This is a genomic window from Curvibacter sp. GW821-FHT09D12, assembly GCF_059416245.1.
Window position 1 is genome coordinate 1 of sequence record NZ_JBWKOU010000026.1, and the last position, 17082, is coordinate 17082.

A 17082-nucleotide genomic window follows, 5' to 3' on the forward strand; every position below is an offset into this window, starting at 1 on the left:
ACGTGGCCGATCTTCACGACCTGAACGTCTTGTGCCGAGGCAGCGCCTGCCAGAACTGCCAGGGCAGCAACAGCGGTAAGTGTCAACTTCAATTGCATGGATGAACTCCGAATCAGTAATAAACGCCGATAGAAGGCGGCGGTGGAAGGTATTTCAATTTCCGGGCCAGCTTTGTCGGGAGATGCCCTTAAAGCCCCTCTCCATCAATTCGATTCATGTACCAGCAGCCTGATTAATAGAACGTCCCACCGCATGAACGATCGATCCGCAGGCAACGAACGCTCCAGCCTCAATCAGCAAGATTCGATCCCCAGGAGATTCATCAGAAAAATTGATGATTCATGAAGCGCGCTAATTGGCATACGGGTGTCACAAAAACCCCACACCAAAAAGTTACGAAATGCAAACATGTCCCTAAAATCCGCGACCTGTCGTCAATGACATTTATTTGTGGGCGAAAAACCATTTCGCCTCATCTTGGTGCCTTCCTGGTCGGATGCACCCAGACGTGGCGCGATGCGGCCCTTCTGACTCACCCCTGCCCCACCTGAACACAGGACTTGCAATGAAAAAGACATTTCTGATGACCGCCCTGGCCCTGAGCCTGGGCTCTGCCTACGCCCAATCGAGCGTCACCCTGTACGGCGTGATCGACACCGCCTACCAACACCAGACCAACGCGACCGCCACCGGCGGCAGCCTGAACGCTGTGACTTCGGGTTCGATCAGCGGTAGCCGTTACGGCTTCAAGGGCAAGGAAGACCTGGGCGGCGGTCTGTACTCGCTGTTCACCCTGGAAGCCGGCTTCAACCCCAATGACGGCAGCCGTGGCCAAGGCGGACTGGCTTTCGGTCGTCAGGCCTTCGTGGGCCTGGGTGGTGACTTTGGCCAACTGACCGTGGGCCGCCAGTACACCCCGCTGTTCGAGCACTACGGCAATTTTGACCCGCTGTGGGGCATCTCCAACGTCAACGAATCGGGCTTCTACCTGGCCTACGGCACGTTCCGCCAGAACAACGCCGTGCGTTACGCCAAGAACATCGCTGGCGTGAACTTCGCCGCCATGCACGGCTTTGGCAACGTGTCGGGCTCCACCTCGGCCGGCCAACTCAATGGTCTGCAAGCCAACTACACCGCCGGTCCCCTGCTGGTCGGCGCGGCCTACCAGAAGTTTGACGTGAACGCCTCGGCCAGCACCAACCTGGGCAGCACTTCCAACGCCATGATCGGCGCCAACTACGGCTTCGGCCCGGCCCGCGTGTTCTTCAACTACATGGACACCAAGCTGAGCACCGGCGCCAAGAGCGACATCGCCACCCTGGGCGTGAACTACGAAGTGACCCCGCTGGTGGGCCTGATCGGTGCTTACTACAACGACAAGACCAAGTCGACCACCAATGTGGACGGCAGCCGCAACACCCTGGCACTGGGCCTGACCTACACGCTGAGCAAGCGCACCATGGTCTACACCTATGTGGACCGCTCCAAGCAAAACAGCGGCTACTCGGCCACCGCGATCACCGCCGGCTCCGATCTGTTTGGCGCCGCCTCGACGCTGAGCACCCGCTCCAACCTGATGCTGGGCGTGCGTCACGCCTTCTGATCGGCCCCCTCGATCTGACCAGGGAGGGTCGCTGCCCGGCCCCTCTGGTCTCTGGTTTCTCCAAGTTGAAGCCCCTTGCTCACGCCAGGGGCTTTTTTCATGGCTTCACGCCGGCGCGCCTGACTGCAGCAGGGCCCACAGCCGGCTTGACGACAGCGGCATCTGCAGCCTCGGCGCCGTGCCGGCCCGGCCTGCCCGGGCCAGGGCATCAGCCACAGCATTGACCAGGGTGGGGGTGGCGCCAATGGTGCCCAGCTCGCCCACGCCCTTGACCCCCAGCGGGTTGTTCTTGCAAGGGGTGGACTCGTCCATCGTGGTGTGGAATTCGGGCGCCAGGTCGGCCCGCGGGGCCGCGTAATCCATCAGGCTGCCGGTGACCAGTTGCCCGGTTTCGCGGTCGTACAGCAGGTGCTCGCACAGGGCCTGCCCCAAACCTTGCACAGCGCCACCGTCCAGTTGGCCGCGCACGATGAGGGGGTTGACCACCCGCCCCACATCATTGACCGAGGAATAGGCCACCACCTGCACATCGCCCGTCTGAGGGTCCAGCTCGACCTCGCAAACATGGCAGCCATTGGGCCAGGTGGGACCCGATACCGTGCTGGTCGAATCGATGTGGATGCGCTGCTCGCGCTGGGCCCGCGCCAGCGCAAACAGGTCGATCCCCAGATCGGTGCCTTTCACACTGAAGCGCCCGCCTTCATAGGCGATGTCCTCGGCGGCCACCTCCAGTTCGGCCGCCGCCAGGGTCTTGGCGTGCTCGATGGTGCGTTCGGCCCCCACCCGCACGGCCGAGCCGCCGGTGAACAAGGAACGTGAGCCCGCACTGCCGAAGCCGTCGCCGCGGTCGGTGTCACCCAGCACCACGCGCACCTGCGCGATCGGCACCCCGAACACATCCACCACCAGCTGGGCCAGCGTGGTGGCAATGCCCTGGCCCATGGCGTTGACGGCGGAGAACACTTCGATGGTCTCGTCCGGCAGCACGGTGACGGTGACGCGTTCCTCGAACACATTGCCACCGGTCCACTCCAGGAAGGTGGCAATGCCTTGGCCACGCAGCAACCCCTTCTGGCGCGAGGCCGCAGCCCGGGCCTCAAAGCCGGTCCAGTCGGCCTGCACCAGGGCCTGGTCCATCACCTTCTCAAAACAGCCGGTGTCATAGGTCTGCCCCATGGGGTTCTTGTAGGGCATCTGCTCGGGCTGGATGAAGTTGCGGCGGCGCAAGGCCACGCGGTCGATGCCAGTCTGCCGGGCTGCCTCATCCATCAGGCGTTCCATCGTGAAAATGGCCTCGGGCCGCCCGGCGCCGCGGTAGGCCCCGGTGGGTGCGGTGTTGGTCAGCACCGCCTTGAAGTGGAAGTCGATGGTCTGGATGTCATACACACTGGTCTGCACCCAGGGGCCGATCAGCAGCTGGATGGCCACCCCCGTGCCCGTGGCATACGCCCCCACATTGGCCAGTGAGCGCAAGCGCAAGCCCAGGATCTTGCCGTCGGCCGCCAGCGCCAGTTCGGCACGGGTCTGCAGGTCCCGGCCATGGCTGGACGACAGGAACTCTTCGCTGCGCTCGGCCACCCATTTCACGGGGCGCTGCAGGTGCTGGGCCGTCCAGGCCACCACCATGTCTTCGGGGTAGGCACCGGTCTTCATGCCGAAGCCGCCGCCCACATCGCCAACCACCACCCTCAGCCGCTCTCGCGGCAGGCCCAGCACGGCGATCAGGGTGTCGCGCACACCCGAGGGCATCTGGGTGCTCATGCGCAGGGTCAGGCGCCCATCGGCCGGATCGGGGTAGGCCAACACGGTGCGCGGCTCCAGCGTGAGGGCCGCCAGGCGCTGGTTGACCACCTCCAGCGCCACCACATGGGTGGCCTGGGCAAATGCCGCGGCACAGGCCACCGCGTTGCCGTGCTGCATCTCGGCGGCCACGTTGTCGGGGGCCTCAGGGCACAACGCGGGGGCGCCAGGGTGGGTGGCGTCGTCAAGGTTCACCACCATGGGCAACTCTTCGTACTCGACGAACACCGCCTCGGCCGCATCACGCGCCTGCTGTGGCGTGTCGGCCACCACCGCCACCACGGCTTCGCCCACATAGCGCACCCGCTCCTGGGCCAGCGGGTGGCGTGAAGGCGAGGCGGCCACACCATCGGCCCGCTTGAAGCCGGCATTGCCGGGCATGGGTTTGACGCCGGCCTGCGCCAGATCGGCCCCGGTGTAAACGCCCAGCACCCCGGGCAGGCCCAGGGCCGCCGAGCGGTCGATGCTCACGATGCGTGCATGCGGGTAAGGCGAGCGCTGAAACGCCAGATGGGCCTGTCCAGGCAGGCTGAAGTCATCGGCATAACGGCCTGCCCCTTTGAGCAGACCTTCGTCTTCGAGGCGCAGCACAGCCTGGCCGCTGCCAAATCGGGCAAAGGAAGATGGGGTGTTCACGGATTTGTCTCGCTGGTTGGAGCTTTGGAAACGGAAAACGGGAAACAGGGAACGGGCTGGGTACCGCCAAACACTCTAGCCAATTCCCGCCTCGGCTGCTGTCGCCGAACTCACGTCGCCCGGACCCGCCTGTCTTGTGGGCACCGATCTGGCGCCCAAAGCCCCCTGAAACCGGGAATGTTTCATGCTTGATGCTGCACCGCAGCAATACCCCTGTGACCCGCCGTCACGTGGGGTCTTCTGGCCTCTTTCCCAACCCTCGACAGGAGCCCTTCATGCTGGACCGAAGCTCAACCTTGTTTTCTCACGTCAAGCCTGGCGACAACGATTACGTCAGTGGCGGATTGCGCGACTTCTTCCTGTACCGAGACCTGGGCGTGGCCGCCGCCACGCACGGCCAGGTGATCGCCCACCTGGTGAAAGCCAACATGGCCCCTGAAGCGGGCACCGGGTGGCACCGGCATGAGGCCGATTTTCAGATCGTGATCATGCTCAAGGGCTGGGCACGCTTCATGTACGAAGACCAGGAAACCCTGGTGCAGGCCGGCGACTGCGTGCACCAACGCCCGGGCATCCGGCACTACCTGTTCGACTACTCGCCCGACATGGAATACCTTGAGATCGTCTCACCGGCCGACTTCAAGACCGTGGACGTGCCCGCGGTGTGCCCCATTCCGGCGCCCACGCCCTGGGTCTGACACAGGCCATGCACCCGCATGGGGCGGGTGCACCACCGAGAACGTGTTGACGTTCTCAGAACTCAGCGTCGAGTTCGTCGATTTCATCGGGCTCCAAGGCCGCGGCGGCCACCCACTCCTTCATGGCGGGCAGGGCCATGATGGTCTTGCAATACGCGGCACACACCGGATCCAGCGCCACATCGTAGGTCTGGAAGCGGGTCACCACCGGCGCAAACATCGCATCGGCGATGCAGGGCTGGGCGCCGAACAAATAGGGGCCGCCGTAGCGCTGCAGGCACTCGGTCCAGATGGTGGTGATGCGATCGATGTCGGTCTGTGCACGCGACCACAGCTTGAACCCCGGGAAATGGGCCTTGATGTTCATGGGCAGGGACGAACGCAGGGCGCTGAAGCCCGAGTGCATCTCACCGCAGATGGCTCGGCAATGGGCCCGGGCAGCACGATCCGCCGGCAACAGGCCGGCATCAGGCCGGATCTCGTTGAGGTACTCGCCAATGGCCAGGGTGTCCCAGACATGCAGTCCGTCATGGTCGAGGGCGGGCACCCGCATCGAGGCCGACAACAGCAGCATCTCGGCCTTCATGTCGGGGTCATCGGGTGAGATCACCTTTTCGCTGAACGGCAAGCCCGCCAGCTTCGCCATCAGCCAGCCACGCAAGGCCCAGGCACCGTAGTTCTTGCTGCTGATCGTCAAAACCGCTTTGGCCATGGCTTGCTCCTGTAGGTGCAGCGGCTGTGCAAGCCCCGTGCCATGCCGCCAGCGCCAGGCCTTGGCCCGCAACTTGCCTTCGCCCCGGCAACACCCACCGAAAGATTGCCATGCTGTATCAGGCCTACCAACTCCAGTCTGACCTGATGTCCCCGCTGCGCCTGATGGCGCAGGCCATGGGCTCGGCGTTCATGGTGCCCGGCACCGAACGCACGGTGCTGCGCCAGATGGCCGCGGCTGGCGAGGTGTTCTCGCGCCTGCGGCTCACGCACAGCCGGCCGGCCTATGGCATCGATGCGGTGCAGATCGGTGAACAGCGCGTGGCCGTCACCGAACGGGTGGCGCACACCCTGCCCTTCGGCACCCTGCTGCACTTTGCCAAAGACCCGGCCGCCGGCCTGCCCACCCAACCGCCCGTGCTGCTGGCCGCCCCCCTGTCGGGCCACTTTGCCACCCTGCTGCGCGAAACCGTGCGCACCCTGCTGCAGGACCACGATGTCTACATCACCGACTGGCACAACGCCCGCGACGTGGCCCTGCGCGAAGGCGCCTTCGGGCTGGACGACTACATCCGCTACATGATGCTGTTCCTGCAGCACATCGGCCCTGGCACCCACCTGGTGGCCGTGTGCCAGCCCTGCGTGGCGGCCCTGGCCGCCACCGCCCTGCTGGCCGAAGACGATGACCCGGCCCAGCCGCGCAGCCTGACCCTGATGGCCGGCCCGGTGGACTGCCGGGTCAACCCCACCGAGGTGAACCGACTGGCCACCAGCAAACCCATCGAATGGTTTGAAAAGAACCTGATCAGCCATGTGCCCCTGCCGCACCGGGGCTTCATGCGCCGCGTGTACCCAGGCTTTGTGCAGCTCAGCGCCTTCATGAGCATGAACCTGGAACGCCATCAACAATCGTTCGAACACCTCTACCAGCACATCCTGGAGGGCCGCCTCGACGAGGCCGAGACCATCAAGACCTTCTACGAGGAGTACCTGGCGGTGAACGACCTGCCCGCCGAGTTCTACCTGGAAACGGTGGAGAAAGTGTTCCAGACTTACGACCTGGCCGTGGGCCAGCTCCACTACCAGGGCCGCCGCGTCAACCCGGCCGCCATCCGGCGCACGGCACTGCTCACCGTCGAAGGCGAGCGCGACGACATCTGCGCCATCGGCCAGACCGTGGCCGCACAAGACCTGTGCAAAAGCGTGCGCCCCTACCTGAAGAACCACCACGTGCAGACCGGCGTGGGCCACTATGGCGTGTTCAGCGGCCGCAAGTGGAACCAGCAGATCTACCCGCGGGTGCGTGACAGCATCCACGCCAGCCTGGGTTGAGGCGCAGTGCCCAGGTGCTTGCGTTGAACTGGCGCTTGAAGTTCTGTCACCACTGCGTCCTCCACACAAGATTTGCACGTCAACCTCAGACCTTGTGAAGCCCTCAAGGTTGAGAGCTCATGTGCTCAGCCGGCCACCTGCCGCGCCACCCGCGCCACCTGGGCGGCGTCCACGCCAAAGAAAGCGCGCAAGGCGGCGCGCGTGTCGCTGCGGCCGAAGCCGTCGGTGCCCAAGGTGACATAGCGGCGCCCGGCCGGCATCCAGGCGCGCACGCTTTCGGGCACGGCGCGCACATAGTCGGTGGCCGCAATGACCGGGCCTTCGGTGTCGGCCAGCAAGTCCGTCAGCCAAGGGGTTCCTGGGTCAGGCTCACCCGCCAGGGCCCGGGCCTCGCAGGCCTGGCCATCGCGGGCCAGTTCGCTCCAGCTGGTGACACTGATCACGTCCACGGAGAACCCCTCGGCGGCCAGTTGTTGGGCCGCCTTGACCACCTCGGTGAGGATGGCGCCCGAGCCGAGCAGGGTCACCTTGTGGGTGGCCGCGCCGGGGATGCGCTGCAGCCGGTAGGCGCCGCGCAACACGCCTGCAGACGCGCCTTCGGGCAGGTCGCGCTGGGCGTAGTTCTCGTTCATCAGGGTGAGGTAATAAAAAACGTCTTGCTGCTCGACCAGCATCTCGCGCATGCCCTGGTCGATGATCACGGCCAGTTCGCCCGCGTAGGCCGGGTCGTAAGCCTTGCAGTTGGGGATGGTGGCCGCCACCAGGTGACTGCTGCCGTCCTGGTGCTGCAGGCCCTCGCCGCCCAGCGTGGTGCGGCCCGAGGTGGCACCCAGCAGAAAGCCGCGGGCGCGCTGATCGGCCGCGGCCCAGATGGCGTCGCCCACCCGCTGAAAGCCGAACATCGAGTAATAGATGTAGAAGGGCAGCATGGCCAGCCCGTGCACGCTGTAGCTGGTGGCGGCAGCGGTCCAGCTGGCGATGGCCCCGGCCTCGCTGATGCCCTCTTCGAGGATCTGGCCGTCCAGCGCCTCACGGTAGCTCAGCACCGAGCCGATGTCTTCGGGCGCATAGCGCTGGCCCACGCTGCTGTAGATGCCCACCTGCTTGAACAGATTGGCCATGCCGAAGGTGCGCGCCTCGTCCGCCACGATGGGCACGATGCGCGGGCCCAGTTGCGGGTCTTTCAGCAGGTTGCCCAGCATGCGCACAAAGGCCATGGTGGTGCTCATCTCCTTGCCATCAGGCTGCAGGGCGAACTGGCCGTAGCGGCTCAGTTCGGGCACCGGCACCACCTCGCAGGCGGCCTCGCGGCGCGGCAGAAAGCCCCCCAGCGCGGCGCGGCGCTGATGCAGGTAGCGCATCTCATCGCTGTCGGGCGCGGGTTTGTAAAAGGTCAGCGACTTGGCCTGCTCATCGCTGAGCGGCAATTGAAAGCGGTTGCGGTACTCGATCAGGTCGTCTTCGTCGAGCTTCTTCTGGCTGTGCGTGGTCATCTTGCCCTGACCGGCCGTGCCCATGCCATAGCCCTTCTTGGTGTGGGCCAGGATCACCGTGGGCTGGCCACGGTGCGCAGCCGCCGCGGCATAGGCGGCGTGGATCTTGACCAGATCGTGCCCGCCGCGCTTGAGGCGGTCGATCTGCTCGTCGGTCAGCCCCATGGCCAGCGCGGCCAGCTCAGGGTTCTGGCCGAAGAAATTGTCGCGGTTGAAACGCCCATCCTTGGCCGCAAAGGTCTGCATCTGGCCATCCACCGTGGCCGACAGGGCGCGGGCCAGGGCGCCGGTGATGTCGCGAGCAAACAGGCCGTCCCAGTCGCTGCCCCACACCAGCTTGACCACGTTCCAGCCGGCGCCGGCAAACAGGCGCTCCAGCTCGTCGATGATGCGGCCATTGCCGCGCACCGGGCCATCCAGGCGCTGCAGATTGCAGTTGACCACCCAGACCAGGTTGTCCAGCCCCTCGCGGGCGGCCAGGGTCAGGGCACTCATGCTTTCGGGCTCGTCCATCTCGCCGTCGCCGAACACGCCCCAGACCTTGCGCGCGCTGCAATCGAGCAACTGGCGGTGCGACAGGTAGCGCATGAAGCGCGCGTGGTAGATCGAGCTGATCGGCCCCAGGCCCATCGAGCCGGTGGGGAACTGCCAGAACTCGGGCATCAGCCACGGGTGGGGGTAGCTGCTCAGCCCTTGGGCACCTGCCGCCGGGGCCGAAATTTCCTGCCGGTAGTGCATCAGGTCGGCTTCCTGCAGGCGCCCTTCGAGGAAGGCGCGCGCATACACCCCCGGGGCGCTGTGCGGCTGGAAGAACACCAGGTCCCCGCGATGCTGGCCCGGGCCCAGGCCCTGGCGGGCATGGAAGAAGTGGTTGAAGCCCACCTCGAACAGATCGGCCGCACTGGCATAGCTGGCGATGTGGCCGCCCAGCTCGGCCGAGCCACCGGTTTCCACCTGATTGGCCCGCACCACCATGGCCAGCGCGTTCCAGCGCATCAGCGACGCCAGCCGCTCTTCGATCGCCAGATCGCCCGGAAACGCGGGTTGCTGCCCCACCGGCACCGTGTTCACATAGGCTGTGTTCAAGCCGGGGCGCCATCCCGTCTGATGCGCCCGGGCCAGGCGGGCCAGTTCGTCCAGCACGAAACGGGCTCGCTCCGGCCCCTGGGTCTGCACCAGGGATTCGAAGGCCTCACGCCATTCGGCGGTCTCGGTCGGGTCAGCATCGGGGATGCCATCGATGAGCTGCAGGAAGCGGGGATCGGCAGGTGCGTTCATGGTTCAGTACTTTAGGGAAATCACCACAGAATGAGTCGCCAAAACAAGCCTCAAAAACAAGCAATCTCAGCACAATATGCGGCTTATTTAATCAATTCCCACATATGAAGCTGGACACACTGGACCTTCGCATCCTGGCCGAACTGCAGGCCGATGGCGCGCTGTCGAACGTCGAATTGGCCCGTCGCGTGCACCTGTCACCGTCGCCCTGCCTGGCCCGCGTGAAGGCGATGGAGCAGGCAGGCGTCATCTCGCGCTACGTGGCGCTGGCCAGTGCGGCGGCGCTGGGCCTGGGCCTCAATGTGTTCATCTCGATCAGTCTGCGCACCCAAAGCAAGGCCGCCCTGGCCGACTTCGAGCAGCGCATCTGCGAGCACGACGAGGTCATGGAGTGCTACCTCATGACGGGCGACAGCGACTACCTGATCCGCGTGGCCGTGACCGACATCGCCGCCCTGGAGCGCTTCATTCTCGAACAGCTCACGCCCATTCCCGGGGTGGAAAAGATCCGCTCCAGCTTTGCCCTCAAGCAGGTGCGTTACAAAACTGCGCTTCCATTGCCCTCCATGGGTCGCTGATCCGTCGATACGAGACAAATGACCTTGACACACCCCTCAAATTCATCTTGTAACAATTTTTTGATTCACCCAGAATGGGGCTGTCCAAACCGGTTTCGTCGGATCCGTTCCAGGAAGGCCGCCAATCATGCAGGGCAGGGGAGTTCAAAAAAATCATCGTCCAGGCGACAGGCTGCGGGCTGGGCTGCGGCATGCGTTGCTGGCCTGGGGGCTGATGGCCCTCGGCCAATTGGGCTGGGCCGGCGAGGCCTTGCGCCTGCGCTTTGCGCCTGAGAAGGATTACGGTCCGTTCATCTACCTGACCGACGAGGGGCAGGTGGAAGGCCTGTCGGCCGACTTTCTGAACGCCATGGCCACCCAGGGCGAACTTCGGATCGACACCCTGCCGGCCCAACCCCTGGCCTCCATCCTGGAGGCCGCGCGGCAGGGGCAGGTTGACCTGATCTCCTCACTGCGCCCCACCCCGGAACGGGCCGAATTTCTCGGCTTCACCCGCCCCTATGTCACGGTGCCTGCCGTGCTGGTCACCCTGCCCAGCCGCGACCCCCAGTCGCTGGGGGACTTCCGTGGCCGGCCGGTGGCCGTGGGCCGGGGCTACGCGGTGGAATCCTTTGTTCGAGAGAAGTACCCCGAGGTCCAATGGATGCCGGTGGATGACGACAGCGAGGGGCTGCGCCTGCTGCGCGCGGGTCAGGTGGGAGCGGTGGTGGCCGATGTGGCCAGCGTGCACTTTGCAGCCGACCGCCTGGGCCTGCGGGCCGTGCAGGTGAATGCGGCCATCGGCTTCGAATACCCCTTGAGTTTTGCCTTTCCCAAATCCCGCCCAGACATCGGGCGGGTACTGGAGGAGAGCTTGCTGCGCCTGCCGGAAACCCGGCGCCAGACGCTGCGCCAGCGCTGGCTGGACGGGCGCCAACAGAGCAGTGACGATCCGCGCGCGGTGTGGCTGCGGCGTATCGGCTTGGGCCTGGCCGGGGTGGCCGTGCTGGGCCTGGCGGTGACCCTGGTGCGCAGGAGCCCGGATGACGACGCCCTCTGAGCCCGACGCCTACGCCTCCAGCGAACTGGAATCAGACCCCTCCGGCCCGCCTGTGCAACGCCACAGCGTGTGGGGTGCGGCCCTGTTCGGCGCCGTGCTGTATGCGCTGCTGGCCGGGATGAGCATCGCTTTGTCGCGCCTGCCGGGCAGTGTGGCCACCCTGTGGTTCGCCAACATGCCCGGTGCCTTGCTGGTGGCGCGCCGGCCCGCGCGCGACGCCTGGGTGCTGCTGCCCGCCCTGACCCTGGGCAACCTGGGCGCGAATCTGCTGCTGGTCGAAGACTGGCACGCGGCCGTGGCCTTTGTGCTGCCCAACCTGATCGAGGTGACCCTGGCAGCCCGGGCACTGCGGCGGGTGAAGGGGGACATCGATCTGCTGAGCAGCCCGGCCCGACTGCTGTTGATCGTGCTGAATGCCGGGCTGGTGCCCGCGCTGATTGGCGCCACGCTGGGGGCAGCCATGCTGGCGGGCAGCACCGCAGCCAGCTTCGGCTTCCTGTGGCCGCGCTGGCTGGAGGGCAGCCTGATCGGCGCCATCTCCATGCTTCCGCTGGTGCTGTTCGTTCTGATGCACGGTGCGCGTGTCCTGTTACACCAACTGCGCAGCCTCGAAAACGGCTCGCTGCTGCTGCTGAGTGCGGCCGTGGCCCTGGTGGTGCCCGTGAGCGTGCCCTTTCCCTTTGTCTACGTCACCCTGCCGCTGGCCCTGGCCGCCCTGCGTGGCGGCTTTGCCGTGACGGCCAGCGCCAGCCTGCTGGTGTCGATCCTGACCGGGGCCCAGATCGGCCTGGGGCTGCTGATCCCACCGCCCACCACGCTGCATTGGGAGCATGTGCTGTTTTACCTGCCCATCCTGGCCGTGGTGGTGCCCCCCACCCTGCTGGCCAGTGCCATGGAGGGCTACCGCCGCAGCCTGCGCGAACTGCGCACCAGCGAGCGCCGGCTGCGCACCCTGTACAGCCACACCCCCGCGCTGATGATGTCGTTTTTGCCCGACGGCCGCCTGCTGAGCGTGAGTGATCTGTGGCTGAACAAGCTCGGGCGTTCGGGCCCCGAGGTGCTGGGCCAGCCCTTCACCGACTTCATGCCGGCCGAGTCGGCCCAGTACATCCAGGCCCATGTGCTGCCTGAGCTGCTGCAGCGGGGCCAGTGCCGCGATGTCGCCTGCCGCTGGGTGACCGGCCGGGGCGAGTTGATCGAGTCGCGCTTGTCCGCCGTGTGGGAACGCAACGCCCGTGGCCAGCCGACGCGGGCCTTGGCTGTGATCGAGGATGTGACGGAGAACCAACGCCTGGCCCATTTCGCGGCCCAGCGCGAGTTCATCGAAGTGACCCTGCACTCCATCGGCGATGGGGTGGTGGCCTGTGATGCCGAGGGCCGGATCCAGTACCTCAACCCCGTGGCCGAGGCCTTGCTGGGCGTGCAGCGCCAGAGTGCACAAGGCCATGCCTTTGACCAGACCCTGGTCCTGCTCGACCCCGAAACCCGCTTGCGCATCGATAACCCGGTGCTGCGCTGCCTGCGCACCGGACGCGGCTCCGGCCTGCCCCGCGAAGCCTTGATGCGAGGCCTGTCGGGGCAGCAACACCCGATCCAGCACGCGGTGTCACCCATCTTCGATCCGCTCGGCCAGTTGCGTGGCGCGGTGATGGTGTTCCAGGACGTGCGCGAGGCCCGCGCCCTGGAGCAGCGCATGGCCCACCTGGCCCACCACGACGCCCTGACCGACCTGCCCAACCGCGTGCTGTTGCAAGACCGCATCCAGCAGGCCTGCGAGCGCAGCCGTCGTGAAGGCGGTGGCTTTGGCGTGATGTTTCTCGACCTGGACCACTTCAAGCACGTCAATGACTCACTGGGCCATGCCGCTGGCGATGAGCTGCTGCGCGAAATGGCGCGCCGGCTCAAGGCCACGCTGCGCACCTGCGACACCATCTGCCGACTGGGGGGCGACGAATTCGTCATGCTGGTGGGGGATATCCAGAGCCCCCAGGACCTGGGGGCGGTGGCCGAGAAGGTGCTGTCCGAGGTGGCGCGCCCCTGCCTGATCGCTGGCCGGGACATGAACATGTCGGTCAGCCTGGGCCTGGCCCTGTTCCCGGCCGACGGCGAAAACGTGGAGCTGCTCATGAAGCACGCCGACACCGCCATGTACCGGGCCAAGCGCGAGGGCCGCAACCGTTACCACTTCTTCTCGCGCGCGCTGGACGAGGCCGCCACCGTGCGCCTGCAACTGGAGCAGGACATCCGTCGGGGCATTGCCACGCGCGAATTCATCGTGCATTACCAGCCTCTGGTGCGGGCCCGCGATGGCGCCGTGATCGGGGCCGAAGCCCTGGTGCGCTGGCAGCGCGGGCCTGACACGTGCTGGGGCCCGGGGCAGTTCATCGCGGTGGCCGAAGAAAGCGGCCTGATCGTGGCCCTGGGCGAACAGGTGCTGGAGCAGGCCTGTTCCCAATTGCGCCAATGGCAGGACCAGGGGCTGCCGGTGCAGCGGCTGTGCGTGAACGTGTCACCGCTGCAATTCGCCGCCCCCGGCTTTGTCGAACAGGTGCTCGCCCAGGCCGAGCGCCAGCACATCAACCCAGCCCTGCTGGAGCTGGAGATCACCGAGGCCTCGTTGATGAGCCACCCCGAGCAGACCCGCGAAGCCCTGCGCCGACTGAAGGCGGCCGGCATCCAGGTCGCGCTGGATGACTTCGGCACCGGCTACTCCAGCCTCAGCTACTTGCGCCAGTTCCCGGTGGACACGCTCAAGGTCGACCGCTCCTTTGTGGCCGAGGTGCATCAGGATGCCGGCAACCAGCAACTGGTGGCAGCCATCGTGGCCATGGCCGCCACCCTGAAGCTGCATGTGGTGGCCGAGGGCGTGGAGACCCAGGCCCAGGCCGGCCTGCTGGCCGACATGGGCTGCGACACGCTGCAGGGCTTTTTGTTCGCCCGCCCCATGCCCGCCACCGCCATGGCGGTCTGGCTGGGTCGACGCTGGCCCACCGAAACGCCGGGCGCCCCCCCGGGATCAGACCCAGCCCTGCAGCACGACCTTGCCACGGGCACGCCCTGATTCGACGTGGGCATGGGCTCGGCGCAGGTTGGCCGCATGGATGGGCCCCATGTGCTCGCCCTCGGTGCTGCGCAACTGGCCAGCGTCCACCAGCTCGGCCACGCGGCTCAGCAGGCGGTGCTGCTCGATCTGGTCAGGCGTGGCAAAGCGGCTGCGCGCAAACATCATCTCCCAGTGCAGGCTCAGGCTCTTGGGCTTGAGAGCCATCACATCCAATTCTCCGGGGGCCAGGTCATCAATCAGGCCCAGCCGCCCCTGAGGCGCCAGCAACTCGACCAGTTGCGGGAAGTAGTCGCCGGTGTGGGTCAGCGAGGCCACCAGCGCCACCTCGGCATGGCCCAGGCCCTGCAGCTGCGGCAACAAGGGTTGGCCGTGGTCGATCACCGCATGGGCCCCCAAGGCCTCGCACCATTGGCGCGTCTCGGGGCGCGATGCCGTGGCCACCACGGTCAGCGCCGTGAGCCGCCGGGCCAGTTGCAGCAAGATGGAACCGACGCCTCCGCCGGCCCCCAGCACCAGCAAAGTCTGGCCGGCGCCCCCCTGCCCGTCGGCCTGCAAAGGCACCCCCAGTCGATCGAACAACAGCTCCCAGGCGGTGATGGCCGTCAGCGGCAAGGCAGCGGCCTGCGCGTCGTTCAGACTGTTGGGCGCCCGCGCGACGATGCGCTCATCCACCACCTGCCGCTCGGCATTGCTGCCGGGGCGGGTGATGCTGCCGGCGTACCAGACCCGGTCACCAGGCTGGAACAGCGTGACGGCCGGGCCCACGGCCAACACCGTGCCCACCGCGTCCCAGCCCAACACCTCGGCCTGGCCCGGGGCCGGAGCGCGGCTGCGCCGCACCTTGGTATCCACCGGGTTGACCGACACCGCCGACACGGCCACCAGCAGGTCGTGCGGCGCCAGGTCCTGCGCCTGCGGCGCGGGCAGTTGCAAATCGAGCAGCGACTCGGGGTGTTCGATGGGCAAGGCCTGGTGGTAACCCACCGCTTTCATGAGGGGAGAAGTGGTCATGGCAATCGTCCTTCTGACAAGAATGTGTGATGAAGACGAGAATCTAGGCCTGCCTGATCATTTGATAAACCACCTCAAAACAGCATCAGTTTCAAATGAAACTTGAAAACATCGACGAACTGCGCGTGGCCCTGGCCTGCGCCGACACGGGCAGTCTGACGCGCAGCGCACAACGCCTGCACATCACCCCGGCGGCGGCCAGTGCCGCCCTCAAAAAGCTGGAGTTCCGCCTGGGCGTGCGCCTGTTCGAGCGCAGCACGCGCAGCATGCGCATCACGCCGGGGGGCGAATTGTTCTGCCAGTACGCCCGGCGCGCCCTCGACCTGCTCGACGAGGGCCAGGCGCAATTGCACGACGATGGGGCCCAGCTCGTAGGCACCATCCGCCTGGCCGCCTCCAGCGACCTGACGCGGCGCGTGCTGCTCGACTGGCTGGACGACTTTCTGCAAGAGCACCCGGCGGTCGAACTGCAGCTGGCCGTCAGCGACACCCTGACCGACGTGGTGCGCGATCAGGTGGATCTGGCCCTGCGCTATGGCGAGCTGGACGACTCGCGCCTGGTGGCCCGGCGCCTGCTGACCACGCGGCGGGTGGTGTGCGCGGCCCCCGCCTACCTGGCCCGCCATGGCGCCCCCCAGCACCCCAGCGAGCTGGCCCGGCACGAGTGCCTGAGCTTCGTGATCCGAGGTCGGCGGGTGCTGCAGTGGCCGTTTGAACGCAACGACGGGCAAGAAACGCTGAGCGTGCGCGTGCACGGTCGGCGCAGCGCAGATGACGCCGAGATTGCCCACCGCTGGGCCCTGGCGGGCCACGGCATCCTGTGCAAGAGCGAAATCGACGTGCACGCCCACCTGGCCAGCGGCGCCCTGGTGCGCCTGCTGCCGGACTGGCAGGGCATCACCATGCCCCTGCACGCGGTGCTGCCCAGCAACCGCTTCGTGCCGGCCCGGGTGCGGGCCTTGGTCGACACCCTGGCCCGGCGCTTCGAAGCCTCCGGCATGGGATTGCCTACCCCCTTGACGCACGCGGGCGGGCCCGCTTCGCTACCATCGAGCCCATGACCCAAGACCTGTTCCGCCAAGATGCCCGGCTGCGTGAGTGCAGCGCCCATGTGACCGCCCTGACCGAAGCCGGCGTGGTGCTGGACCGCAGCGTGTTCTACCCGCTGGGCGGAGGCCAGGCCGGTGACACCGGGCAACTGCTGTTGGCCGATGGCAGCGTGCTTCAGATCATCGACACCCGCAAGGGCAAGGACGAACAGGGCCAGCCCACCGCCGACATCGTGCACGTGCCGGCCCCCGGGCAAGAGGCCCTGCTGGCCCGGCTGCAGCCGGGCAGCGAGCTCACGGCGCGCATCGACTGGGAGCGCCGCCACCGGCTGATGCGCTTTCACACCGCCACCCACCTGCTGTGCCACTTGGTGGCGCAACCCGTGAACGGCTGCTCCATCACGCCCGACTACGCCCGGCTCGACTTCCACATGACCGAGCCCCTGGACAAGGAGGCCCTGAGCGCTGGCCTGGCGCGCCTGGTGGCCGCGGCGCTGCCGGTGACGGTGGGGGCCATCAGCGATGCCGAACTGGATGCCAACCCCGACCTGGTCAAAAGCATGTCGGTGCAACCCCCGCGGGGCAGCGGCCAGGTACGCACCATCGGCATTGCGGCCCTGCCCGGCAGCACCGCCCTGGTGGATCTGCAGCCCTGTGGCGGCACCCATGTGGCCAACACGGCCGAGATCGGTGCCATGGTGGTGACCAAGATCGAGAAGAAAAGCGCCAACTCGCGCCGCGTGGTGCTGGGGTTTGCGGCGTGACGCAGCAGCCCCCGGTCGGCGGAACT

12 protein-coding genes are annotated in these 17082 nt (G+C 66.5%); 8 read left to right on the forward strand and 4 right to left on the reverse strand.

Features of this window, described 5'->3' with window-relative positions; translation table 11 throughout:
• The first annotated feature begins 565 nt into the window (after nt 1-565).
• A complete protein-coding gene (locus tag AC07PT_RS26045) occupies nt 566-1603 on the forward strand; it encodes a porin (protein WP_492350393.1) in 1038 nt (345 codons plus the stop codon).
• Between the two features lie 105 nt (nt 1604-1708).
• Here the strand turns inward: AC07PT_RS26045 and AC07PT_RS26050 are convergent, their stop codons facing one another.
• Nucleotides 1709-4039, reverse strand: a complete 2331-nt coding sequence (locus AC07PT_RS26050; protein ID WP_494658642.1) for a xanthine dehydrogenase family protein molybdopterin-binding subunit — start codon at nt 4037-4039, stop codon at nt 1709-1711.
• Between the two features lie 275 nt (nt 4040-4314).
• Between AC07PT_RS26050 and AC07PT_RS26055 the strand changes: the two genes are divergently transcribed.
• A complete protein-coding gene (locus tag AC07PT_RS26055; protein ID WP_492350391.1) occupies nt 4315-4737 on the forward strand; it encodes a cupin domain-containing protein in 423 nt (140 codons plus the stop codon).
• A gap of 55 nt (nt 4738-4792) precedes the next feature.
• On the opposite strand, the gene AC07PT_RS26060 is transcribed toward AC07PT_RS26055, so the two are convergent.
• Nucleotides 4793-5449 carry a glutathione S-transferase gene (locus tag AC07PT_RS26060; protein ID WP_494658643.1) on the reverse strand — a complete coding sequence of 219 codons (657 nt, stop codon included), beginning with the start codon at nt 5447-5449 and terminating at the stop codon, nt 4793-4795.
• 110 nt (nt 5450-5559) lie between these two features.
• On the opposite strand from AC07PT_RS26060, the gene AC07PT_RS26065 reads away from it, so the two are divergent.
• Complete coding sequence (locus AC07PT_RS26065; RefSeq protein WP_494658644.1) at nt 5560-6780, forward strand: polyhydroxyalkanoate depolymerase; 1221 nt, start codon at nt 5560-5562, stop codon at nt 6778-6780.
• A 125-nt stretch (nt 6781-6905) separates the two neighbouring features.
• Here the strand turns inward: AC07PT_RS26065 and mdeB are convergent, their stop codons facing one another.
• Nucleotides 6906-9551 (reverse strand): alpha-ketoglutarate dehydrogenase, encoded by a 2646-nt coding sequence (mdeB, locus tag AC07PT_RS26070; protein WP_494658645.1) that lies wholly within the window; start codon nt 9549-9551, stop codon nt 6906-6908.
• A 104-nt stretch (nt 9552-9655) separates the two neighbouring features.
• On the opposite strand from mdeB, the gene AC07PT_RS26075 reads away from it, so the two are divergent.
• From AC07PT_RS26075 to AC07PT_RS26085, 3 genes are all read left to right on the forward strand, one after another.
• Complete coding sequence (locus AC07PT_RS26075) at nt 9656-10129, forward strand: Lrp/AsnC family transcriptional regulator (RefSeq protein WP_494658646.1); 474 nt, start codon at nt 9656-9658, stop codon at nt 10127-10129.
• A 214-nt stretch (nt 10130-10343) separates the two neighbouring features.
• On the forward strand, nt 10344-11168 hold the full coding sequence (locus AC07PT_RS26080; RefSeq protein ID WP_492350386.1) for a transporter substrate-binding domain-containing protein: 825 nt from the start codon (nt 10344-10346) through the stop codon (nt 11166-11168).
• Nucleotides 11152-14229, forward strand: coding sequence for a bifunctional diguanylate cyclase/phosphodiesterase (locus AC07PT_RS26085; RefSeq protein ID WP_494658647.1), 3078 nt, complete (start codon nt 11152-11154; stop codon nt 14227-14229). The genes AC07PT_RS26080 and AC07PT_RS26085 overlap by 17 nt, the downstream gene beginning before the upstream one ends.
• Here AC07PT_RS26085 and AC07PT_RS26090 read toward each other — a convergent pair.
• Complete coding sequence (locus AC07PT_RS26090; protein WP_492350394.1) at nt 14185-15225, reverse strand: zinc-binding alcohol dehydrogenase family protein; 1041 nt, start codon at nt 15223-15225, stop codon at nt 14185-14187. The genes AC07PT_RS26085 and AC07PT_RS26090 overlap by 45 nt on opposite strands.
• 113 nt (nt 15226-15338) lie before the next feature.
• Between AC07PT_RS26090 and AC07PT_RS26095 the strand changes: the two genes are divergently transcribed.
• Both AC07PT_RS26095 and AC07PT_RS26100 read left to right on the forward strand, forming a co-directional pair.
• Nucleotides 15339-16304, forward strand: coding sequence for a LysR family transcriptional regulator (locus AC07PT_RS26095; protein ID WP_494658648.1), 966 nt, complete (start codon nt 15339-15341; stop codon nt 16302-16304).
• A complete protein-coding gene (locus tag AC07PT_RS26100; RefSeq protein WP_492350383.1) occupies nt 16301-17056 on the forward strand; it encodes an alanyl-tRNA editing protein in 756 nt (251 codons plus the stop codon). The genes AC07PT_RS26095 and AC07PT_RS26100 overlap by 4 nt, the downstream gene beginning before the upstream one ends.
• Nucleotides 17057-17082 lie beyond the last annotated feature (26 nt).

What these genes read in the sequence shown, in the direction of transcription:
- AC07PT_RS26045 (WP_492350393.1), top strand. Translation starts at nt 566, where the DNA reads ATGAAAAAGACATTTCTGATGACCGCCCTGGCCCTGAGCCTGGGCTCT.
- AC07PT_RS26055 (WP_492350391.1), top strand. Translation starts at nt 4,315, where the DNA reads ATGCTGGACCGAAGCTCAACCTTGTTTTCTCACGTCAAGCCTGGCGAC.
- AC07PT_RS26060 (WP_494658643.1), bottom strand. Translation starts at nt 5,449, where the DNA reads ATGGCCAAAGCGGTTTTGACGATCAGCAGCAAGAACTACGGTGCCTGG.
- AC07PT_RS26065 (WP_494658644.1), top strand. Translation starts at nt 5,560, where the DNA reads ATGCTGTATCAGGCCTACCAACTCCAGTCTGACCTGATGTCCCCGCTG.
- mdeB (WP_494658645.1), bottom strand. Translation starts at nt 9,551, where the DNA reads ATGAACGCACCTGCCGATCCCCGCTTCCTGCAGCTCATCGATGGCATC.
- AC07PT_RS26075 (WP_494658646.1), top strand. Translation starts at nt 9,656, where the DNA reads ATGAAGCTGGACACACTGGACCTTCGCATCCTGGCCGAACTGCAGGCC.
- AC07PT_RS26080 (WP_492350386.1), top strand. Translation starts at nt 10,344, where the DNA reads ATGGCCCTCGGCCAATTGGGCTGGGCCGGCGAGGCCTTGCGCCTGCGC.
- AC07PT_RS26085 (WP_494658647.1), top strand. Translation starts at nt 11,152, where the DNA reads ATGACGACGCCCTCTGAGCCCGACGCCTACGCCTCCAGCGAACTGGAA.
- AC07PT_RS26090 (WP_492350394.1), bottom strand. Translation starts at nt 15,225, where the DNA reads ATGAAAGCGGTGGGTTACCACCAGGCCTTGCCCATCGAACACCCCGAG.
- AC07PT_RS26095 (WP_494658648.1), top strand. Translation starts at nt 15,339, where the DNA reads ATGAAACTTGAAAACATCGACGAACTGCGCGTGGCCCTGGCCTGCGCC.
- AC07PT_RS26100 (WP_492350383.1), top strand. Translation starts at nt 16,301, where the DNA reads ATGACCCAAGACCTGTTCCGCCAAGATGCCCGGCTGCGTGAGTGCAGC.